The 17,618-nt window shown below is 65.5% G+C and carries 14 protein-coding genes and 2 pseudogenes; 5 read left to right on the top strand and 11 right to left on the bottom strand.

What is annotated here, in order from left to right; translation table 11 throughout:
• The first annotated feature begins 50 nt into the window (after positions 1 to 50).
• The 4 genes and pseudogenes from ACVWYQ_RS22045 to ACVWYQ_RS22030 all read left to right on the top strand — a co-directional run bounded on the left by ACVWYQ_RS22045 (position 51) and on the right by ACVWYQ_RS22030 (position 4,707).
• Positions 51 to 926, top strand: a complete 876-nt coding sequence (locus tag ACVWYQ_RS22045; protein ID WP_225158377.1) for a F0F1 ATP synthase subunit gamma — start codon at positions 51 to 53, stop codon at positions 924 to 926.
• A 34-nt stretch (positions 927 to 960) separates the two neighbouring features.
• Entirely contained in the window at positions 961 to 2,403 is a 1,443-nt protein-coding gene (gene atpD, locus ACVWYQ_RS22040) for a F0F1 ATP synthase subunit beta (protein WP_036008750.1), read from the top strand.
• Positions 2,404 to 2,489: 86 nt separating this feature from the next.
• On the top strand, positions 2,490 to 2,897 hold the full coding sequence (locus ACVWYQ_RS22035; protein WP_157286478.1) for a F0F1 ATP synthase subunit epsilon: 408 nt from the start codon (positions 2,490 to 2,492) through the stop codon (positions 2,895 to 2,897).
• A gap of 159 nt (positions 2,898 to 3,056) precedes the next feature.
• A pseudogene (locus ACVWYQ_RS22030) lies at positions 3,057 to 4,707 on the top strand (adenylate/guanylate cyclase domain-containing protein).
• Positions 4,708 to 4,831: 124 nt separating this feature from the next.
• Here the strand turns inward: ACVWYQ_RS22030 and ACVWYQ_RS22025 are convergent.
• From ACVWYQ_RS22025 to proB, 10 genes and pseudogenes are all read right to left on the bottom strand, one after another.
• On the bottom strand, positions 4,832 to 5,332 hold the full coding sequence (locus ACVWYQ_RS22025) for an RNA pyrophosphohydrolase (protein ID WP_404544734.1): 501 nt from the start codon (positions 5,330 to 5,332) through the stop codon (positions 4,832 to 4,834).
• Positions 5,333 to 5,497: 165 nt separating this feature from the next.
• Entirely contained in the window at positions 5,498 to 6,001 is a 504-nt protein-coding gene (locus ACVWYQ_RS22020; RefSeq protein WP_404544732.1) for an RNA pyrophosphohydrolase, read from the bottom strand.
• Between the two features lie 75 nt (positions 6,002 to 6,076).
• Positions 6,077 to 7,297 carry a divergent polysaccharide deacetylase family protein gene (locus tag ACVWYQ_RS22015; RefSeq protein WP_404544730.1) on the bottom strand — a complete coding sequence of 407 codons (1,221 nt, stop codon included), beginning with the start codon at positions 7,295 to 7,297 and terminating at the stop codon, positions 6,077 to 6,079.
• A 146-nt stretch (positions 7,298 to 7,443) separates the two neighbouring features.
• Complete coding sequence (locus tag ACVWYQ_RS22010; RefSeq protein ID WP_157286473.1) at positions 7,444 to 8,805, bottom strand: S41 family peptidase; 1,362 nt, start codon at positions 8,803 to 8,805, stop codon at positions 7,444 to 7,446.
• Positions 8,802 to 10,167 (bottom strand): annotated as a pseudogene (locus ACVWYQ_RS22005) (murein hydrolase activator EnvC family protein). The gene ACVWYQ_RS22010 and the pseudogene ACVWYQ_RS22005 overlap by 4 nt, the downstream one beginning before the upstream one ends.
• 32 nt (positions 10,168 to 10,199) lie before the next feature.
• Positions 10,200 to 10,682: a 23S rRNA (pseudouridine(1915)-N(3))-methyltransferase RlmH gene (gene rlmH, locus ACVWYQ_RS22000; RefSeq protein ID WP_275503042.1), complete on the bottom strand. Its 483-nt coding sequence runs from the start codon at positions 10,680 to 10,682 to the stop codon at positions 10,200 to 10,202.
• A 91-nt stretch (positions 10,683 to 10,773) separates the two neighbouring features.
• Entirely contained in the window at positions 10,774 to 11,130 is a 357-nt protein-coding gene (rsfS, locus tag ACVWYQ_RS21995) for a ribosome silencing factor (RefSeq protein WP_128265207.1), read from the bottom strand.
• 209 nt (positions 11,131 to 11,339) lie between these two features.
• Positions 11,340 to 11,984, bottom strand: coding sequence for a nicotinate-nucleotide adenylyltransferase (locus ACVWYQ_RS21990; protein ID WP_271543621.1), 645 nt, complete (start codon positions 11,982 to 11,984; stop codon positions 11,340 to 11,342).
• A gap of 19 nt (positions 11,985 to 12,003) precedes the next feature.
• Positions 12,004 to 13,311, bottom strand: a complete 1,308-nt coding sequence (locus ACVWYQ_RS21985; RefSeq protein WP_404544724.1) for a glutamate-5-semialdehyde dehydrogenase — start codon at positions 13,309 to 13,311, stop codon at positions 12,004 to 12,006.
• A gap of 106 nt (positions 13,312 to 13,417) precedes the next feature.
• Entirely contained in the window at positions 13,418 to 14,539 is a 1,122-nt protein-coding gene (gene proB, locus ACVWYQ_RS21980; RefSeq protein ID WP_157286468.1) for a glutamate 5-kinase, read from the bottom strand.
• Positions 14,540 to 14,728: 189 nt separating this feature from the next.
• On the opposite strand from proB, the gene ACVWYQ_RS21975 reads away from it, so the two are divergent.
• Positions 14,729 to 15,694: a Bug family tripartite tricarboxylate transporter substrate binding protein gene (locus tag ACVWYQ_RS21975; protein WP_404544722.1), complete on the top strand. Its 966-nt coding sequence runs from the start codon at positions 14,729 to 14,731 to the stop codon at positions 15,692 to 15,694.
• A 132-nt stretch (positions 15,695 to 15,826) separates the two neighbouring features.
• Here the strand turns inward: ACVWYQ_RS21975 and ACVWYQ_RS21970 are convergent, their stop codons facing one another.
• A complete protein-coding gene (locus tag ACVWYQ_RS21970; protein WP_404544720.1) occupies positions 15,827 to 17,461 on the bottom strand; it encodes an alkaline phosphatase family protein in 1,635 nt (544 codons plus the stop codon).
• Positions 17,462 to 17,618: the final 157 nt, after the last annotated feature.

Raw genomic sequence — 17,618 nt, 5'->3', positions numbered from 1 at the left:
GAAAGGATAGGGTCGCGGTCGAGCCGCAGGCTGATCGCTGGGGACGAAGAATGGCGTCACTTAAAGACATGCGCGTCCGCATCGCCTCCACCAAGGCGACGCAAAAGATCACCAAGGCCATGCAGATGGTCGCGGCCTCCAAGCTGCGCCGCGCGCAGACCGCTGCGGAAGCGGCGCGTCCCTATGCCGACAAGATGAGCGCGGTGATCTCCAACATCGCCAGCGCCGCGGTCGGCTCGCCCGGCGCACCGGTGCTGCTGGCCGGCACCGGCCGGGACCAGGTTCATCTGCTGCTGGTCTGCACCGGCGAGCGCGGCCTGTCCGGCGCCTTCAACTCCTCGATCGTGCGTCTCGCCCGCGAGCGCGCTCTGGCGCTCGCTGCGCAGGGCAAAGAGGTGAAATTCTTCTGCGTCGGCCGCAAGGGTTACGAGCAGCTCCGCCGCCAGTTCGACAAGCAGATCGTCGAGCACATGGACCTGCGCAGCGTCCGCCAGCTCGGCTTCGTCAACGCCGAGGAGATCGCCAAGAAGGTTCTGGCGCGTTTCGACAACGGCGAATTCGACGTCTGCACGCTATTCTATTCGCAATTCAAGTCGGTGATCGCACAGGTCCCCACCGCTCAACAGATCATTCCGCTGGTTGTCGAGGAAGGCGCTGCGAATGGCAGCGCGACCTCTTACGAATATGAGCCGGAAGAGGACGAGATCCTCACGCGCCTGTTGCCGCGCAACCTCGCGGTGCAGATATTCCGCGCCCTGCTCGAGAACAACGCCTCGTTCTACGGTGCGCAGATGTCGGCGATGGACAACGCCACCCGCAACGCCGGGGAAATGATCCGCAAGCAGACGCTGGTCTACAACCGCACGCGTCAGGCTCAGATCACCAAGGAACTCATCGAAATCATCTCCGGCGCAGAAGCAGTCTGACCGGACACGAAATTCGGATCGAAGGAGACAGTAAATGGCTACAGCAGCCACACAGATCGGTCGCGTTACCCAGGTCATGGGCGCCGTCGTCGACGTGCAGTTCGAAGGCCACCTGCCGGCCATTCTCAACTCGCTCGAAACCAAGAACGGCAACAACCGCCTGGTGCTGGAAGTCGCGCAGCATCTCGGCGAGTCGACCGTCCGCACCATCGCGATGGACGCCACCGAAGGTCTGGTGCGCGGCCAGGAAGTGACCGACACCGGTCAGCCGATCTCGGTTCCCGTGGGGGACGGTACGCTGGGCCGCATCATGAACGTCATCGGCGAGCCGATCGACGAGGCCGGCCCGATCAAGTCGGAGGGCACCCGCGCCATCCACCAGGAAGCGCCGACCTATACCGACCAGTCGACTGAAGCCGAAATTCTCGTCACCGGCATCAAGGTCGTCGATCTGCTCGCGCCGTATGCGAAGGGCGGCAAGATCGGCCTGTTCGGCGGCGCCGGCGTGGGCAAGACCGTGCTGATTCAGGAGCTGATCAACAACGTCGCGAAGGCGCACGGCGGTTACTCCGTGTTCGCCGGCGTCGGCGAACGTACCCGCGAGGGCAACGACCTCTACCACGAGTTCATCGAGTCCAAGGTCAACGCCGACCCGCACAATCCGGATCCGAGCGTGAAGTCGAAGTGCGCGCTGGTGTTTGGTCAGATGAACGAGCCGCCGGGCGCCCGCGCCCGCGTCGGTCTGACCGGTCTGACCGTCGCCGAGCACTTCCGCGACCAGGGCCAGGACGTGCTGTTCTTCGTCGACAACATCTTCCGCTTCACGCAAGCGGGTTCGGAAGTGTCGGCGCTGCTCGGCCGTATTCCTTCGGCGGTGGGTTATCAGCCGACGCTCGCGACCGACATGGGCGCGCTGCAGGAGCGCATCACCACCACGCAAAAGGGCTCGATCACCTCGGTGCAGGCCATCTACGTGCCGGCCGACGACTTGACCGACCCGGCGCCCGCGACCTCGTTCGCGCACTTGGACGCCACCACGGTGCTGTCGCGCGCGATCTCGGAAAAGGGCATCTATCCGGCGGTGGACCCGCTCGACTCGACCTCGCGCATGCTCTCGCCGCTGGTCGTCGGCGAGGAGCACTACACCGTCGCCCGTCAGGTCCAGCAGGTGCTGCAGCGCTACAAGTCGCTCCAGGACATCATCGCCATTCTCGGCATGGACGAGCTTTCGGAAGAGGACAAGCTGACGGTGGCCCGCGCCCGCAAGATCGAGCGCTTCCTGTCGCAGCCGTTCCACGTCGCCGAAATCTTCACGGGTTCGCCGGGCAAGTTCGTGGACCTCGCCGACACCATCAAGGGCTTCAAGGGCCTGGTGGAAGGCAAGTACGACCACCTGCCGGAAGCTGCCTTCTACATGGTCGGCACCATCGAAGAGGCGGTGGAGAAGGGCAAGAAGCTCGCCGCTGAAGCGGCTTAAGAAGCGAATGGCGAATGGGGAGTAGCGAATAGTCGCTGCTTCCATTCGCTACTCGCCATTCGCCACTCGCTATTCGCAGGTTTCCCATGGCCACCTTCCATTTCGATCTCGTCTCTCCTGAAAAGCTCGCCTTCTCGGGTGAGGTCGATCAGGTCGACATCCCCGGCGCCGAGGGTGATTTCGGCGTGCTGGCGGGGCATGCGCCGGTCGTGGCTGCAATCCGGCCCGGCATCCTCACCGTCACCACCGGCGGCAAGCACGAGAAGATCATCGTGCTCGGCGGCCTTGCCGAAGTCTCCGAAAAGGGCCTCACCGTGCTGGCCGACGTCGCGACCTCGCTGGACGAGCTCGACCGTGTCCAGTTCGCCGAGACGATCGCGGAGATGGAAGAGAATTTGAAGGAGCACGAAGGCACCGAGCTCGATCAGGCCATCGAGCGGCTCGACCACTTCAAGAGCATCCAGCATCAGCTCAACGCCACGGCTATGCACTAAGCCCCGGGGCACCGCTCCGGGGCGAACAAGACATTCCTGCAAGGGAATTCTGGGACAGGTCCAGCGCTCGTCACCGACCGTGGCGGGCGCTGAACTTTGTTGCACCGCGCCGGAGATGGCGGCATTCTGCGCGCGCGGATTTGTTCCGGGGGCCGGCAGATGAAACGCAAGATCGCAGCGATTTTCGCAGCCGATATTGCCGGGTATTCGAGACTGGTCGCGGAAGACGAAGAGGAGACGCTGCGGCGTCTGGCCTCCTATCGCGAGGTCGTCGACGATTTCATCGCCAAGGCCGGCGGGCGCATCTTCAACACGGCGGGCGATGCCGTGCTCGCGGAGTTTCCGAGCGCTGTGGATGCGGTGCGCTGCGCGATCGACATCCAGGAGAGCTTGCGGACCCGCAACATGGCCTATCCGCCGAGCCGGCAGATGTCGTTTCGCATCGGCATCACCATCGGCGACGTGGTCGAGCGCGACGGCGATCTCTTGGGCGACGGCGTCAACATCGCCGCGCGCCTCGAGGGTCTTGCCGAGGTCGGCGGCATCTGCGTCTCGCGCGGGGTGCATGAGCAGGTCGCCAACAAGCTGTCGGTGCAGTTCGCCGATATCGGCGCGCAGGAGGTCAAGAACATTCCGACACCGGTGCACGCCTATATGGTGGCGATGCGGCGCGAGGACGGCGGCTATGCCAAAGCCGCAGCTGAAGAAGCCGGCCTCCAAGATGGCGGCGGCGCCGGTGTGGATATGGCCGTTGGCGGTCGCAATCGTCTCGATCGTCGCCATCGCCGTTACCGGCTCTCTCTACAACACCAAGCTGAAGAACGCCGCGAGTGCCGCGGCACCCGTCGCCGTGCCGAGCGCAACGCCGACCGCGATGGCGGCAACGCCAAGTCCAATGCCGACCCAGATGGTAAAGGCGCCGATGACGCCGCCGAACGCCGGCGCCGCGATGGCGCCGATGCCCGCGCCGTCACCCTCACCGATGACAGGCAAGCTTGCGGCCGACAGCGTGCCCTTCATCAACGAGCGCGCCCGCAACTACGTCGCCGGCGACTACTCCGCTGCCGCCGACTACAAGGCCTTCGCGCTCAATGTCGGCGGCTTCATCGGCTCGGCGTTGAATCAACCAACCGAGGAAGCCGCGCGAAACACGGCGCTCGAACAGTGCCAGAAGCGCGCCGATGCCGCGCAATCGCCGCGACGCTGCGAGCTTTATGCCGTCGGCAGCAACGTCGTCTACACCCACGGCAAGCCGCCGATGCCGCCGCAGCCTTGGGTCCGCCACGATGCCATAACTGAGAAGCCATTCGCGTCGAAGGATTTTCCGATCGTGCGCAGTGCCGCAAAAGTGCGGATCGAGAACATGTTCGCGCCCGCGGCAAAATCCCGTTCGATCGCGCTCGGCCCGACCGGGCATTATCTCATGGTGCTCGGCGCATCATCGGTGGATGAAGCCGTGCGGCGTTCTCTGGAATCGTGCGGCGCGATCGCCGGTGTTGCCTGCATGGTCGTCGCGGTCGACGACAATTTCGTCGTGCCGATCCCGACCTCGTTCAGGATCACCGGCTTCTTCAATGCCGCCTCCAACGCTTCGATCGTGGCCGAGGCGCGCGGCGAGGTCGTCCGCAAGCTCGGTGACACCATGGGCTGGACCGCTGTCGCCGTCGGCACATCCGGCCGGGCCGGCCTCGGTCTCAAGGCCGCTGATGAGCAGACCGCCGTCACCTCCGCGCTCGCCGACTGCGCCAAGCGCGACAGCGACTGCCACGTCATCGCCATCGGCCCATTCACGGTGGGCCCGATCAATTAGCGCTCACGTGAGATGAGGCCTGGCACATGATGACAGAGGTGCCACCTCACGCGCCCGCGCCGGCAAAAAAATTCTCTAACAATTTCAACGCCATTTCTACTGTGCATGGGATTGTTTTCGAAAGTCAGCTTGCGAACCCCGCAAACTCCTGCGCCACGGCCCGGTAGACCTCGCGGCGGAACGGCACTACGAGCTCGGCGACACGATCGAGGCGCTCCCAGCGCCAGGCGTCGAACTCGGCGGGCTGGCCGTTGCGCGGCGTCAGCGGATCGATCTCGTCGTCTGTGCCGGTGAACCGCAGCGCGAACCATTTCTGGCGCTGGCCGCGAAACTTTGCGAGGCGGTGCGTCTGCGGTCCGTCGTAAGGCGGGAATTCATAGGTGAACCAGTCGGTCTCGCCGAGATAGTCGGCACTGACGACGTTGGTCTCCTCCCATAGCTCGCGCATCGCCGCGTCGCGCAAATTCTCGCCCTCGTCGACACCGCCCTGCGGCATCTGCCAGTCGAGCCCCGGCAGGATGATCTCCGGCCCATCGCCCTTGAAGCGATGGCCGATCAGCACGCGGCCGTCGGCGTTGAACAGCGCGATGCCGACGTTGGGGCGGTAGGGTTTTTCATTGGTCATCTTGTCATTCCGGGGCGCGCGGAGCGCGAGCCCGGAATCCATAACCACAGGCGGTAGTCGGTTTAAAGGACGTCGCTGCTATCCTTCGCACAACTTCTGCCTGGGGAGTATGGATCCCCGTCTTCGCGGGGATGACGGGCGAGAGAGCCGCGACAGGTGATCTGATCACTCCTCCGCCAGCGCAGAAAATTCCTGCACCACGCGCTCATAGACCGGGCGCTTGAACGGGATGATCAACTCAGGGAGATTCTTCATCGACTCCCAGCGCCAGCTCACGAATTCCGCCTTGTGGCCGCCGCCGGGATGCTCGACGTTGATCTCGCTGTCCTTGCCGGTGAAGCGCACCGCGTACCATTTCTGGCGCTGGCCGCGGTAGCGGCCCTTCCAGGCGCGCCCGGCAACGGTGCGCGGAATGTCGTAAGTGAGCCAGTCCGGGACCTCACCGAGCCGCTCGACCGAGCGCACGCTGGTCTCCTCGTAGAGCTCGCGCTTGGCCGCCTCCCAGGTGTCCTCGCCGGGATCGACCCCGCCCTGCGGCATCTGCCAGACATGGGTGTCGTCGACATGCTCGATGCCGCCGGCGCGGCGGCCGATGAACACCAGTCCCCTTGGATTGATCAGCATCACGCCGACGCAGGTCCGGTAGGGCAGATCCTCGTAACGCGCCATTCCGCCAGACCTCTTGCCTGCTTCTTGGGAAGGCATGCCGGCCCCGCGAGACCCGCGCCGAACCAATTCGTTGATTTAGCTGGATTTTGATTTCAGCATCGCGGTTGTCAATGGCACCAAAAGGATACCTCGGTCGCCCAATGTCTTGGTCCAGGCGCTGATGCGCTCGATCGAGACGGGCAAGGCGGAGGCCGTGCCGACGGCGATGCCGCGCTCGCGCGCCGCCGATTCCAGCTTGTTGAGGGCGCGGTCGATCTCGGTCGCCGTCGGCACCGCGTCGATGGCGATATCGCCCTTGCCGAACGGCACGGCCTGGTTGGCCGCGGCCTGGGGCGCGATGCTGCGGGGCGAGGAGCCGTCATCGAAGAAGCCGAGGCCGCGCTTGGCCGCCTCGCGGATGATCGGCTGCATCGCCGGCTCCGTGGCGATGAAGCGGGCGCCCATGAAATTGGTGAGACCGGCATAGCCCTGCATCCGGCTGAGGTGCCAGTACAGGCGGTCCATGTTCTGGTCGGGGCTGAGCGAGGTCAGCAGCGTCTGCGGCCCCGGATCGTTGTCGGGGAAGTCGTACGGCTCCATCGGGATCTGGAGGAAGATCTCGTGGCGCTGCGCCCGCGCCCGCTCGGCGAGCTTGCCGGGGTCGGAGCCGTAGGGCGTGAAGGCCAGCGTCACCGCCGGCGGCAGCTTCATGATGGCGTCCAGGGTCTTGGCGGCGCCGACGCCGAGGCCGCCGATCACGATCGCGACCACCGGCATCTTGGCGGCCTTGGCGCGGTCGGCGTCCGCCGCATAGACGTTGAACGGCCTCAGCCCATCGGCGACCACCGGGATCATGCCGTAGCGCGATTTCTCCAGCAGCTTCGGATTGATCCCGGTCATGACGGGCGGCGGGGCGGATGCAGCCTCGCCCTTGTCCGCAGCATCGCCCCCGCCAATCACCACGTCGCGGCGGGCGCCGGTGGAGCCGTCGATCATGGTGATGGTCTTCTGCTCGCCGGGCGCGGCCTGCTTCGGCGCTTCCTTGGTCTCGTGCTTGGTTTCTTGGCCTTGGCCGATGGCAGACTTGTCGTCCGTCGCCTTCTCGGCCGGCCTGGGCTGGTTGATCGCGATCCGGCTCATCGGCTCACCGCCGAGCGGGTCCTTGTTGAAGATGGCGAAGCCGGCAAAGGTAACCAGGAACAGGCCGAGCAGAACAGCCAGCAGCTGCATAGACGTGAACGGCAGCCGCAGCCGGCGTTTGCGGCGCGGCTTATCCTGTCCGAGCGGGGCGCTCAGATCATCGGCCGTTTCAGTCATGCGCGATCCCGAATCACTCCAGCCGACGATACCACGCCGAGGTCAAGCGGCGGCAGGCCGGGATAGGCCGGAGGCAGCAGCAGTTCCCAAGCAAAAAGGGCGGCTTCAGGAAGCCGCCCTTTCGCTGGATCGCGTGATACGCCGACCTAGTTCGCCGCTTTGGCCTTGTCGGTCGCCGCCTTGTTGTCGCCGCCCGGGGTCGGCGCGGCGGAGGCGCTGTTCTTGATGCCGTGGAGCAGGTCGCCGGCGAGCTTGAGCGCCTTGTCGTCCTTGGCGTCCGGCGGGACGTAGGACTGCGAGCCCGTCTTCTCGTCGCCGTCGTTCTTCAGGTGGCCGCGCAGCGAAGCCTCGCCCTTGGTGTCGGTGCGCGACTTCAGCTCGTCCGGCACGTCCTGGAGCACTTCGATATCGGGCACGATGCCCTTGGCCTGGATCGACTTGCCCGACGGCGTGTAATAGCGCGCGGTGGTCAGCCGCAGCGCGCCGTTGCCGCTGCCGAGCGGAATGATGGTCTGCACCGAGCCCTTGCCGAACGAGCGCGTGCCGACGATGGTTGCGCGCTTGTGGTCCTGCAGCGCGCCGGCGACGATTTCCGACGCCGAGGCCGAGCCGCCATTGACCAGCACGATGACCGGCCTGCCCTTGGTCAGGTCGCCCGCATGCGCGGCGCGGCGCTGGGTCTCCTCGGCATTGCGGCCGCGGGTCGAGACGATCTCGCCCTTCTCGAGGAACGAGTCGGAGACGGTGACCGCTTCCTCGAGCAGGCCGCCCGGATTGTTGCGGAGGTCGATGATGAAGCCCTTGAGCTTGTCGCCGCCGATCTGGTTCGTGAGGTTGCCGATCTCGCGCTTCAGGCCTTCGGTGGTCTGCTCGTTGAAGGTGGTGATGCGGATATAGCCGATGTCGTCCTGCTCGACGCGCGCGCGCACCGAGCGGACGCGGATATTGTCGCGCACCAGCGTGACGTCGAGCGGGTTGTCCTGGCCCTTGCGGATGATCTTGAGCTTGATCTTGGTGTTGACCGGACCGCGCATCTTCTCGACCGCCTGGTTCAGCGTCAGGCCCTGCACCGCCTCGTCGTCGAGATTGGTGATGATGTCGTTGGCCATGATGCCGGCGCGCGAGGCGGGCGTGTCGTCGATCGGCGAGACCACCTTGATCAGGCCGTCTTCCATCGTGACCTCGATGCCGAGCCCGCCGAATTCGCCGCGGGTCTGCACCTGCATGTCGCGGAAGCTCTTCGCGTCCATGTAGCTCGAGTGCGGATCGAGGCCGGTAAGCATGCCGCTGATGGCGGACTCGATCAGCTTGGTGTCATCGGGCTTCTCGACATAGTCGGAGCGCACGCGCTCGAACACGTCGCCGAACAGGTTGAGCTGGCGATAGGTGTCCGCGGTGGCGGCTCGCGCGCTGGAGCCCATGAACACCGCGCGCGGCTGGGTCACGAACAGCGTCAGCGCCGCACCGGTTGCGGCGCTGAGGAGGATTACTGAAGTCTTGCGCATCATCCGCGAACCTTCTCGCCTTCATTTGCGGCCCACCATGGGCCTGGATCGATTGGAGTGCCGTCTTTACGGAACTCGACATACAGCACAGGTTGACTCGCGTTCGTGGCGAGAATGGAGGCGACCTGAGAGGTCGACCCCATGGTCGCGACCGGCTCCCCCGTGAGCACAAACTGCCCGATGTTGACCGAAATGCGCTCCATTCCGGCGATCAGGACATGATACCCGCCCCCGGCGTTTAGGATCAAGAGTTGTCCATAGCTGCGGAATGGGCCGGCATACACAACCCCAGCCATCACACGGCGTCGTGACCTGGGCGCTGGGCTTGGTCGCCAGCGAGATGCCCTTCTGGACGCCGCCGACCCCGTCGGAACCGCCAAAATCCCTGATCTTGTTACCGTTAACCGGAAGCGGCAGGAGACCCCTGGCCGAGGCGAAGGCGATCGCCGGGGTGGTGCGGGACTTGTCCTTGAACGCGCCCGGGCCCTGTTTGGCGCTGGCGGCCGCCAATTTGGCCTCCTTGGCCTCGGCCTGCCTTGCGGCCTCGGCGGCCTTCTCGGCTGCCCTGGCGGCGGTTTGCAGGTCCTGCTCCATCTTGGCGATCAGCCCCTGGAGATCGCCGACCTGCCTTGACAGCGCGATCGCGCGCGCGCTTTCGGCATCGAGGTCTTTTTCCCGTGCGGACTGCTGGCGCTGCCGTTCCTCGATCAGGGCGGTGAGCCGGGTCTGGTCGCTCCTGACCTTGTCGCGGTCGGAGGCGAGCTGATCGCGCTCGGTGGCTATGGTCTTGCGCAGGGCCACGAGCTCGCCGAGCTCGCTTGCGATCTTCTCGGCGCGGCCGCGCAATTCCGGCACGACGGCGCCGAGCAGCATCGCGGTGCGCAAGGATTGCAGCGCATCTTCGGGCCTCACCAGCAGCGCCGGCGGCGTGCGCCGGCCGGCGCGCTGCAAGGCCGCCAGCACCTCGACGATGTCGGCACGGCGCGAATCCAGCGAAGCGCGCATCTGCTGCTCGCGGCCGTTCAGCGTTCGCAGCCGCGCCTCGGCCTCGTCGATCTTGGTTTCCACGGCGCGCACATTGGCGGCGGTGTCGATCAGCTGCTGATTGAGCTGGGTGCGGTCCTGGCCGAGCGCGGTGATCTCGGCCTTCAGCTTGGCCTGCGCTTCTTCCGCGCTTCGTTGCCTCGCGCGCGCGGCCTCCAGCTCCTGCTCGCGCTGCTTGATCGCGTCGGGCGAGACCGCAGCAGTCTGCGGCGGCGCAACTGTCTGACCTTGCGTCTGAGCTTGCGCGAGGCTTTCTTCGGCGAAGAGGCTTGCGCCGGCAAGGCCGGTGATCAGCAGCAGGTTGAGGAGCGGCGCTCGCATCGTGTCGGCAAAGGTGCTCGTTGTGGCGCGCATCACGCGCGGTGATAGGGATGGCCGGCCAGGATGGTGGCGGCCCGATACAGCTGTTCCAGAAGCATGACGCGGATCATTTGGTGCGGCCAGGTCGCAGAGCCGAACGCGATCGCGAGCTTGGCCTTACGGCGCAATTCGGGCGAAAGTCCGTCCGCCCCTCCGATCACGAAGATAGTATGTCCGGCACCTTCGTCGCGCCAGCGCGCCAGATGCCGTGCGAATACGGTGGAATCAAGATTCTGGCCGCGCTCGTCCAGCGCCACCAGGACCGCCTTGTCAGGTATATGCGCCGAGATCGCCGCGGCCTCTTCGGCCATCCGAGTCGCCGCATCGCGTGCGCGGCTTTCGGGAATTTCGTGGATGCCGAGCTCGCGGAATCCAAGCTTGCGGCCGGCCTCCTCGAACCGCTCGAAATAGCGGTCTGCAAGCTCCCGTTCGGGGCCCTGCTTCAGCCGGCCCACCGCAATGACAGCAACACGCATGGTTCTTGAGTCGCGTTGACGAGACCGCGCGCAACAAGCGCGCGCACGACGCTAGCATGCGCGTCAGCCGATTCGAAATCGGCCTTCGAGCCTAGATCGCCTTCGCCGCCCCTGGGCCCTGCGTGTACAACCGCTCGAGGTTGTAGAACTCGCGGACCTCGGGTCTGAACACGTGCACGATCACGTCGCCGGAATCGATCAGCACCCAGTCGCAATTGGGCAAGCCCTCGACATGGATGGTCTTGATGCCGTTTTCCTTGAGGCTCTTGGTGACGTTTTCCGCGATCGCGCCGACGTGCCGGTTCACCCGGCCGGTGGTGACGATCATGTAGTCGGAGTACGCCGATTTGCCGCGAAGGTCGATGGTGACCGTCTCTTCCGCCTTCATGTCCTCGAGGCGGGAGAGGATCAGGCTCAGCGTCTTGTCGGCGTCGGGTTGCGCCTTCAAGGCCGCAGCTTTGGTCGATGTTTTACGCGTAGGCTTGGCAACCTTGGGTAAAACAGGCTTGGACAATACAGATGCGGTCAGGGACCATTCCTTTCACTGTATCGCGAACGCCGAATCCGGGCGCCCACTGGTTACACTACATCATGTGGGGTTAAGGGTTTCAATATGCCAGAGAGACCGAAATCCCCACCAAGTCCGCACACTTCGTCTCACTTCGTACCTTTCCAGCTCCCGTCCGGGTTCCGTAGGCCGGTCGAAGAGAGATTCAGCTTCAATCCGGTCAGGAACACCCAGGCCGGTGCCGGCCGATCTGCAAGCTGGACGGCCTTGTTCTCGGGCAGACGGTAGCGCGATAACGCCTGGGCCGCGGGCGAGCCGAGCGCGCGAAAACTCTGCGGGGGGCGATCGATCACGGCCATCGGCACCTGGGCGGCGATGCGCCGCCAGTCCTGCCAACGATGGAATTGAGCGAGATTGTCGGCGCCCATGATCCAGACGAAGCGCAAGCCAGGGAAGCGGCGGCGCAAGGTGTTGATCGTGTCGATAGTATAGCGGGTGCGAATGACGGATTCGAGACAGCTCACCTCGATGCGCGGATCATCGGCGACCTCGCGCGCGGCCCGCATGCGCTCGCCGAGCTCGTGCAGCGTGCCGTTCTCCTTGAGCGGATTGCCAGGCGTGACCAGCCACCAGACGCGATCGAGCTGCAATCGCTTCAGCGCGAAGCGGCTGATCGCGCGGTGCGCCTGATGCGGCGGGTTGAACGAGCCGCCGAGCAGGCCGATGCGCATGCCCGGCGTCGAGGGCGGAACCGCTTGCGCCACGAAGCGCGGCACGACGAGATTGTTGCTCAATGCCCGCGCCCCGCGACGTCTACGGCCGGGTCTGTCCGGTGCCGCGGACGCGATATTTGAAGCTCGTCAACTGCTCGGCGCCGACCGGCCCGCGGGCGTGGAAGCGGCCGGTGGCGATTCCGATCTCGGCGCCGAAACCGAACTCGCCGCCATCGGCAAACTGCGTCGAGGCGTTGTGGAGCACGATCGCGGAATCGACCTCGCTCAGGAACTTGTTCGCCGCAGCCTCATCCGCGCTCACGATGGCATCGGTGTGATGCGAGCCGTGGTCCTGGATGTGCGCGATCGCGCCGTCGACCCCGTCCACCACCTTCGCCGCGATGATCGCGTCGAGATATTCGGTGTCCCAATCCTCCTCGCTCGCCGGCTTGACGCGCGCATCGGCCTTCTGCACGGCCTCGTCGCCGCGGATCTCGCAGCCGGCATCGAGCAGCATCTCGACCAGCGGTTTCAGGCTCGATGCAACGGCGGCACGATCGACCAGCAGCGTCTCGGCCGCGCCGCAGACGCCGGTGCGTCGCATCTTGGCATTGAGCACGATCGACTTCGCCATGGCGAGGTCGGCGCTGCCGTCGATATAGACGTGGTTGACGCCTTCGAGATGCGCGAAGACAGGCACGCGCGCTTCCTGCTCGACGCGCGCGACGAGGCTCTTGCCGCCGCGCGGCACGATGACGTCGATGGCGCCGCTCAGGCCCGACAGCATCATGCCGACCGCGGCGCGGTCGCGGGTCGGCACCAGCGTGATCGCAGCTTCCGGCAGGCCGGCTTCCCGCAGGCCCTGCACCAGGCAGTCATGGATGGCGCGGCACGAACGAAAACTGTCGGAGCCGCCGCGCAGGATCACGGCATTGCCCGACTTCAGGCACAGCACGCCGGCATCGGCCGCAACGTTCGGCCGGCTCTCGAAGATCACGCCGACGACGCCGAGCGGCACGCGCACGCGCTCGATGGACATGCCGTTCGGCCGCTGCCAGCGCTCGGTGACGACGCCGATGGGGTCGGCGATGCCGCGCACGATGCCGATGCCTTCGGCCATGCCCTCGATGCGCGCCGGCGTCAGCGTCAGGCGGTCGATGAAGGAGGAGGTGGCATTGGCGGCGGCACGGGCCTCCGCGACGTCCTCGGCATTGGCCGCGAGGATCGCCGCGGAGTTCGCGCGGATCGCCCGTTCCATGGCCTCGAGCGCCCGGTTCTTCTGCTCCGGCGGCGCCAGCGCCAGCACGCGCGCGGCAGCGCGGGCACGGGTTCCGAGATCGGACATCAGCGCCAAGAGATCGCCAGCTCGATCGGCATTACCGTCAACGGCTTTGAGGGGGGCGGCCATGGGAGTTCAACCTTCTGCTAAGGCGGTGTCCTAGCACGGAAATCCCGCGTTTGCGAAGGGCGGGGAGGGTATGGCAGGTCTCCCGGCGGCGGGCGTGGCGGGGTCCTTACCCGCCCACCACCAGATCGTCCCGATGGATCATCTCGGCGCGGCCGCTGATACCGAGGATGGTCATCACATCCGGGGAGGAGCGGCCCTTGATCCGCTCGGCATCATCGGCGTCATAGGCGATCAGGCCGCGGCCGACCTCGCTGCCGTCGGGGCCGCGCACGATCACGGCATCGCCGCGGGCGAACTGGCCCTCGACCTTGTTCACGCCGGCCGGCAGCAGGCTGGCCCCGGCCCGTAGCGCGGTCACGGCGCCGGCATCGATCGTCAGCGTACCCTTCGGCTCCAGCGTGCCCGCGATCCAGCGCTTTCGCGAGGTGATGGGGTTGGCCGGCGTCAGGAACCAGGTGCAGCGGCCGCCATCGGCGATCGCCTGCAACGGATGCTCGATCTTGCCGGAGGCGATCAGCATATGCGTGCCACCGGTCGTCGCGATCTTCGCCGCCTCGACCTTGGTGCGCATGCCGCCGCGCGACAGCTCGGACTCGGCATCGCCGGCCACCGCCTCGATCTCCGAGGAGATGCTGTCGACGACGGGAATGAGCTTTGCGTTCGGATTGTTCTTCGGCGGGGCATCGTAGAGCCCGTCGATGTCGGAGAGCAGCACCAGCAGGTCTGCGCTCGCCATGGTCGCAACGCGCGCGGCGAGGCGATCATTGTCGCCGTAGCGGATCTCGGTGGTCGCCACCGTGTCGTTCTCGTTGATCACGGGGATCGCGCGCCATTCCAGCAGCTTGCCGATGGTGGAGCGCGCGTTGAGATAGCGGCGGCGCTCCTCGGTGTCCTGCAGCGTCACCAGGATCTGGCCGGCGCCGATACCGTGGGCGCCAAGCACCTCCGACCAGATCCGCGCCAGCGCGATCTGACCGACCGCGGCCGCGGCCTGGCTCTCTTCCAGCTTCAGCGGGCCGCGCGGCAATTTGAGCCGGCTGCGGCCAAGTGCGATCGAGCCGGAGGACACCACGAGGACGTCGCGCCCTTCCTGGTGCAGCTTGGCCATGTCGTCGGCGAGCGCGGCGAGCCAGGACGCCCGCACCTCGCCCCTGTCGGAATCGACCAGCAGCGCTGAGCCGACCTTGACGACGATGCGGCGGAATTGACTGAGTTCGGGGCTGGCCATGTCTCTCTGTGCTGGCGCTGGATGCGAATGACGGCGGAGCGACAGGCGGCGCCGATGAGCCCTGCTTTTGCAGCAGGACGGTGACCGGCGCAAGGCAGCCGGGATGGTAAACGGCGCATGTCGACCTTGTGTCAGCCGTCCATCTGGCTCTAATGGCGGCAACGATAAACGGGCCGAAAGAGGAAACGAATGGATCGCCGCAAATTCATGGCCGGATGCCTCGGCCTGCCGCTGTTCGCGCAGGCGGGTGGTGCGCGGGCGCAGGTCGGGCTGACGAAGATCATCTTCCCGTTTGCGGCCGGAGCCGGCGGCGACACGCTGTGCCGGCTGCTCGCGCAGGAGATGGCCCCGCTGCTGCAGCGGACCGTCGTGGTCGAGAACCGCACCGGCGGCGACGGCCTGATCGGCATCAAGGCGGTGAAAGGCGCGAGCCCCGACGGCAGCATGGTGCTGGTGACGACAGGGCCGACCATGTATCTGCTGCCAATGGTGGAGGCGACGCCGAGCTTCGACACGGCCAAGGATTTCCTGCCGGTGTCGCTGCTGGCGCGCTTCGAGTTTGCGCTGGTGATCGGCCCGGGCATTGATGCTGCCGATTTCAAAGCGTTCGTAGCGTGGCTGAAATCGCATCCGGACAAGACCTCGTTCGGAGTGCCGAGCAACGGCACCATTCCGCATTTCACCGGCTCCAAGCTCGAGAAGGATCTCGGCATTCCCCTGACCCGCGTGCCCTATCGCGGTAGCGCGCCGATCCTCAACGACCTCGTCGGCGGCCATATCTCGTTCGGCATCACCACGCTGGCGGACGCTCTGCCGCAGCATCGCGCCAAGGGCGTGAAGATCATTGCGGTCGCCAGCGCGGAGCGTTCGCCCTTCGCGCCTGACGTACCGACGCTGAAGGAGAGCGGCATCGATCTCGTCGCCGACGCCTGGTACGGCATGTGGCTCCCCGCCGGCAGCCCGCCGGAGTTTGCGAGCAAGCTCGGGGCGGCGGCGAGCGCGGCGCTTGCCAAGCCGGAGGTGAAGGAGAAGTTGACGGCGATCGGGCTGATTCCGATCGGCAGCAATGCGGATGGATTGACGAAGGAGCTCGCCGCGAACATCGCGTTGTGGCAGCCGATCGTGAAGGCGACGGGCTACAAGATCGAGAAATAGGCCCCGCTCGCACTCCACACTCCGTCATGGCCGGGCTTGACCCGGCCATCCACGTGCTTCCGCGTCCGAGGTGAGACGTGGATGCCCGGGTCAAGCCCGGGCATGACGAGTTGAGAGAGCTGCGCTCCGGACTCACATCTTCGCGCGCTGGGCGATGCCGTCCTTGATCGCCGCAAGCTCTTTCTCGTCCCAGATGCCGATCAAGACCCCACCCTTCACCTGGAGCTGATTATCCGCATAGGCGGCGATCTTCTCGCGCGGCGTGGTGATGTGATCGTTCGGATGCAGCGCCCACTCGAACAATTCGGCCTGGAGCCGTGCGATAATGCCTGCGCATTCCGGATCGTCGCCGCGATCGACGTACTCCTCCGGATCGGTTTCGAGATCGTACAGCATCGGGCGGAAGCCGGAGGCGTGGATGTATTTCCAGCGGCCGTCGAACACCATGAACAGGCGGCAGCGCTCGATCGGCTGGTTCAGCTTCAGCCGCACGTCCTGCATGGAATAGTCGTATTCGGAGAACGCCACCTTGCGCCAATCTGATGGCGTGGGCCCGCGCAGCAGCGGCAGCAGCGAACGTCCTTCGAGAATGTGGCCCGGCACCTTGCCGCCGAAATAATCGACGAAGGTCGGCGCGAGATCGATTGCCTCGACCAGCGCGTCGCTGCGTGTGCCGCGCGTGGCGTCGGCTTCCCTGGAGGGATCAATGATGATCAGCGGGATCTTCGCCGACTGTTCGTGGAACAGGTCCTTCTCGCCCATCCAGTGATCGCCGAGATAGTCGCCATGATCGGAGGTGAACACGATCATGGTGGTGTCGAGCAGGCCGCGCGCCTCCAGAAACTTCATCAGCACGCCCATCTGGTCGTCGATCTGGGTGATCAGGCCCATATAAGTCGGGATCACCTTCTCGCGGGCCTCATCGCGCGCCATGTTGCGGGAGTAGCGCATGTCCATGTAGGCGCCGAACACCGGATGCGGATTCTGCCGTTCGCGCTCCGAGCGGATCACCGGGATCATGTCATCCGTCGAATACATGCTGGCATAGGGCTCCGGCGCGATATAGGGCCAGTGCGGCTTGATGTAGGACAGATGCAGGCACCACGGCCGGCCGTCGGTCTCGGCCTCGCTGATGAAGTCCATCGCGCGCCGCGTCATGTAGGGCGTCTCGGAATGCTCTTCTGGCACGCGCGCGGCCTTGTCGGCGTGCACCAGCAGCCAGCCGTTCTGCAAGCTGCCATCCTCGGCAGCGCCGGAATTGGCCCAGTGCTCCCAGGGATTGGCGGCTTCAAAGCCGTGCTTTCGCAGATATTCGTCGTATTTCGGCCGCGGCCGTCCGGTCGGGTGCAGGCCGTCGTCGCGCTCGTAAGGCTCGAAGCCGCATTCGGCGACATGCGTGCCGATCACCGATTCCGGGGGAATGCCGAGCGCCTTCATGCCTTCGATATCAGGGGCCATGTGGGTCTTGCCGACAAGCACGTTGCGCACGCCGATCTTGTTGAGATGATCGCCGAGCGTCGGCTCGCCGACCCGCAGCGGCCAGCCGTTCCAGTGCGAGCCGTGCGAGCGCATGTAGCGGCCGGTGTAGAACGACATCCGCGACGGGCCGCAGATCGGCGATTGCACATAGGCCTTACTGAACAGCACGCCGCGCCTGGCCATGGCGTCGATGTTCGGTGTCTTCAGCGTGGGATGACCGGTGCAGCCGAGATAATCGTAGCGAAGCTGGTCGCACATGATCCAGAGAACGTTCTTCGCGCGCGCCATGCCTTGCCCTTTCCGCACATTCGCCGTTCGATGCTGCGATATAGAAGCGGCGATGACAACCTCTCCCGTAGCAGGGCTATCGCATATGGGATGTGGCTATGGGCACCGACTATCCCCACAGCGTCATGGCCGGGCTTGTCCCGGCCATCCACGCCTT

The sequence above is a fragment of the Bradyrhizobium sp. USDA 3397 genome (assembly GCF_054060965.1).
The sequence above is the reverse complement of the archived record's forward strand: the minus strand, read 5'-3'. Positions and strand labels throughout refer to the sequence as shown.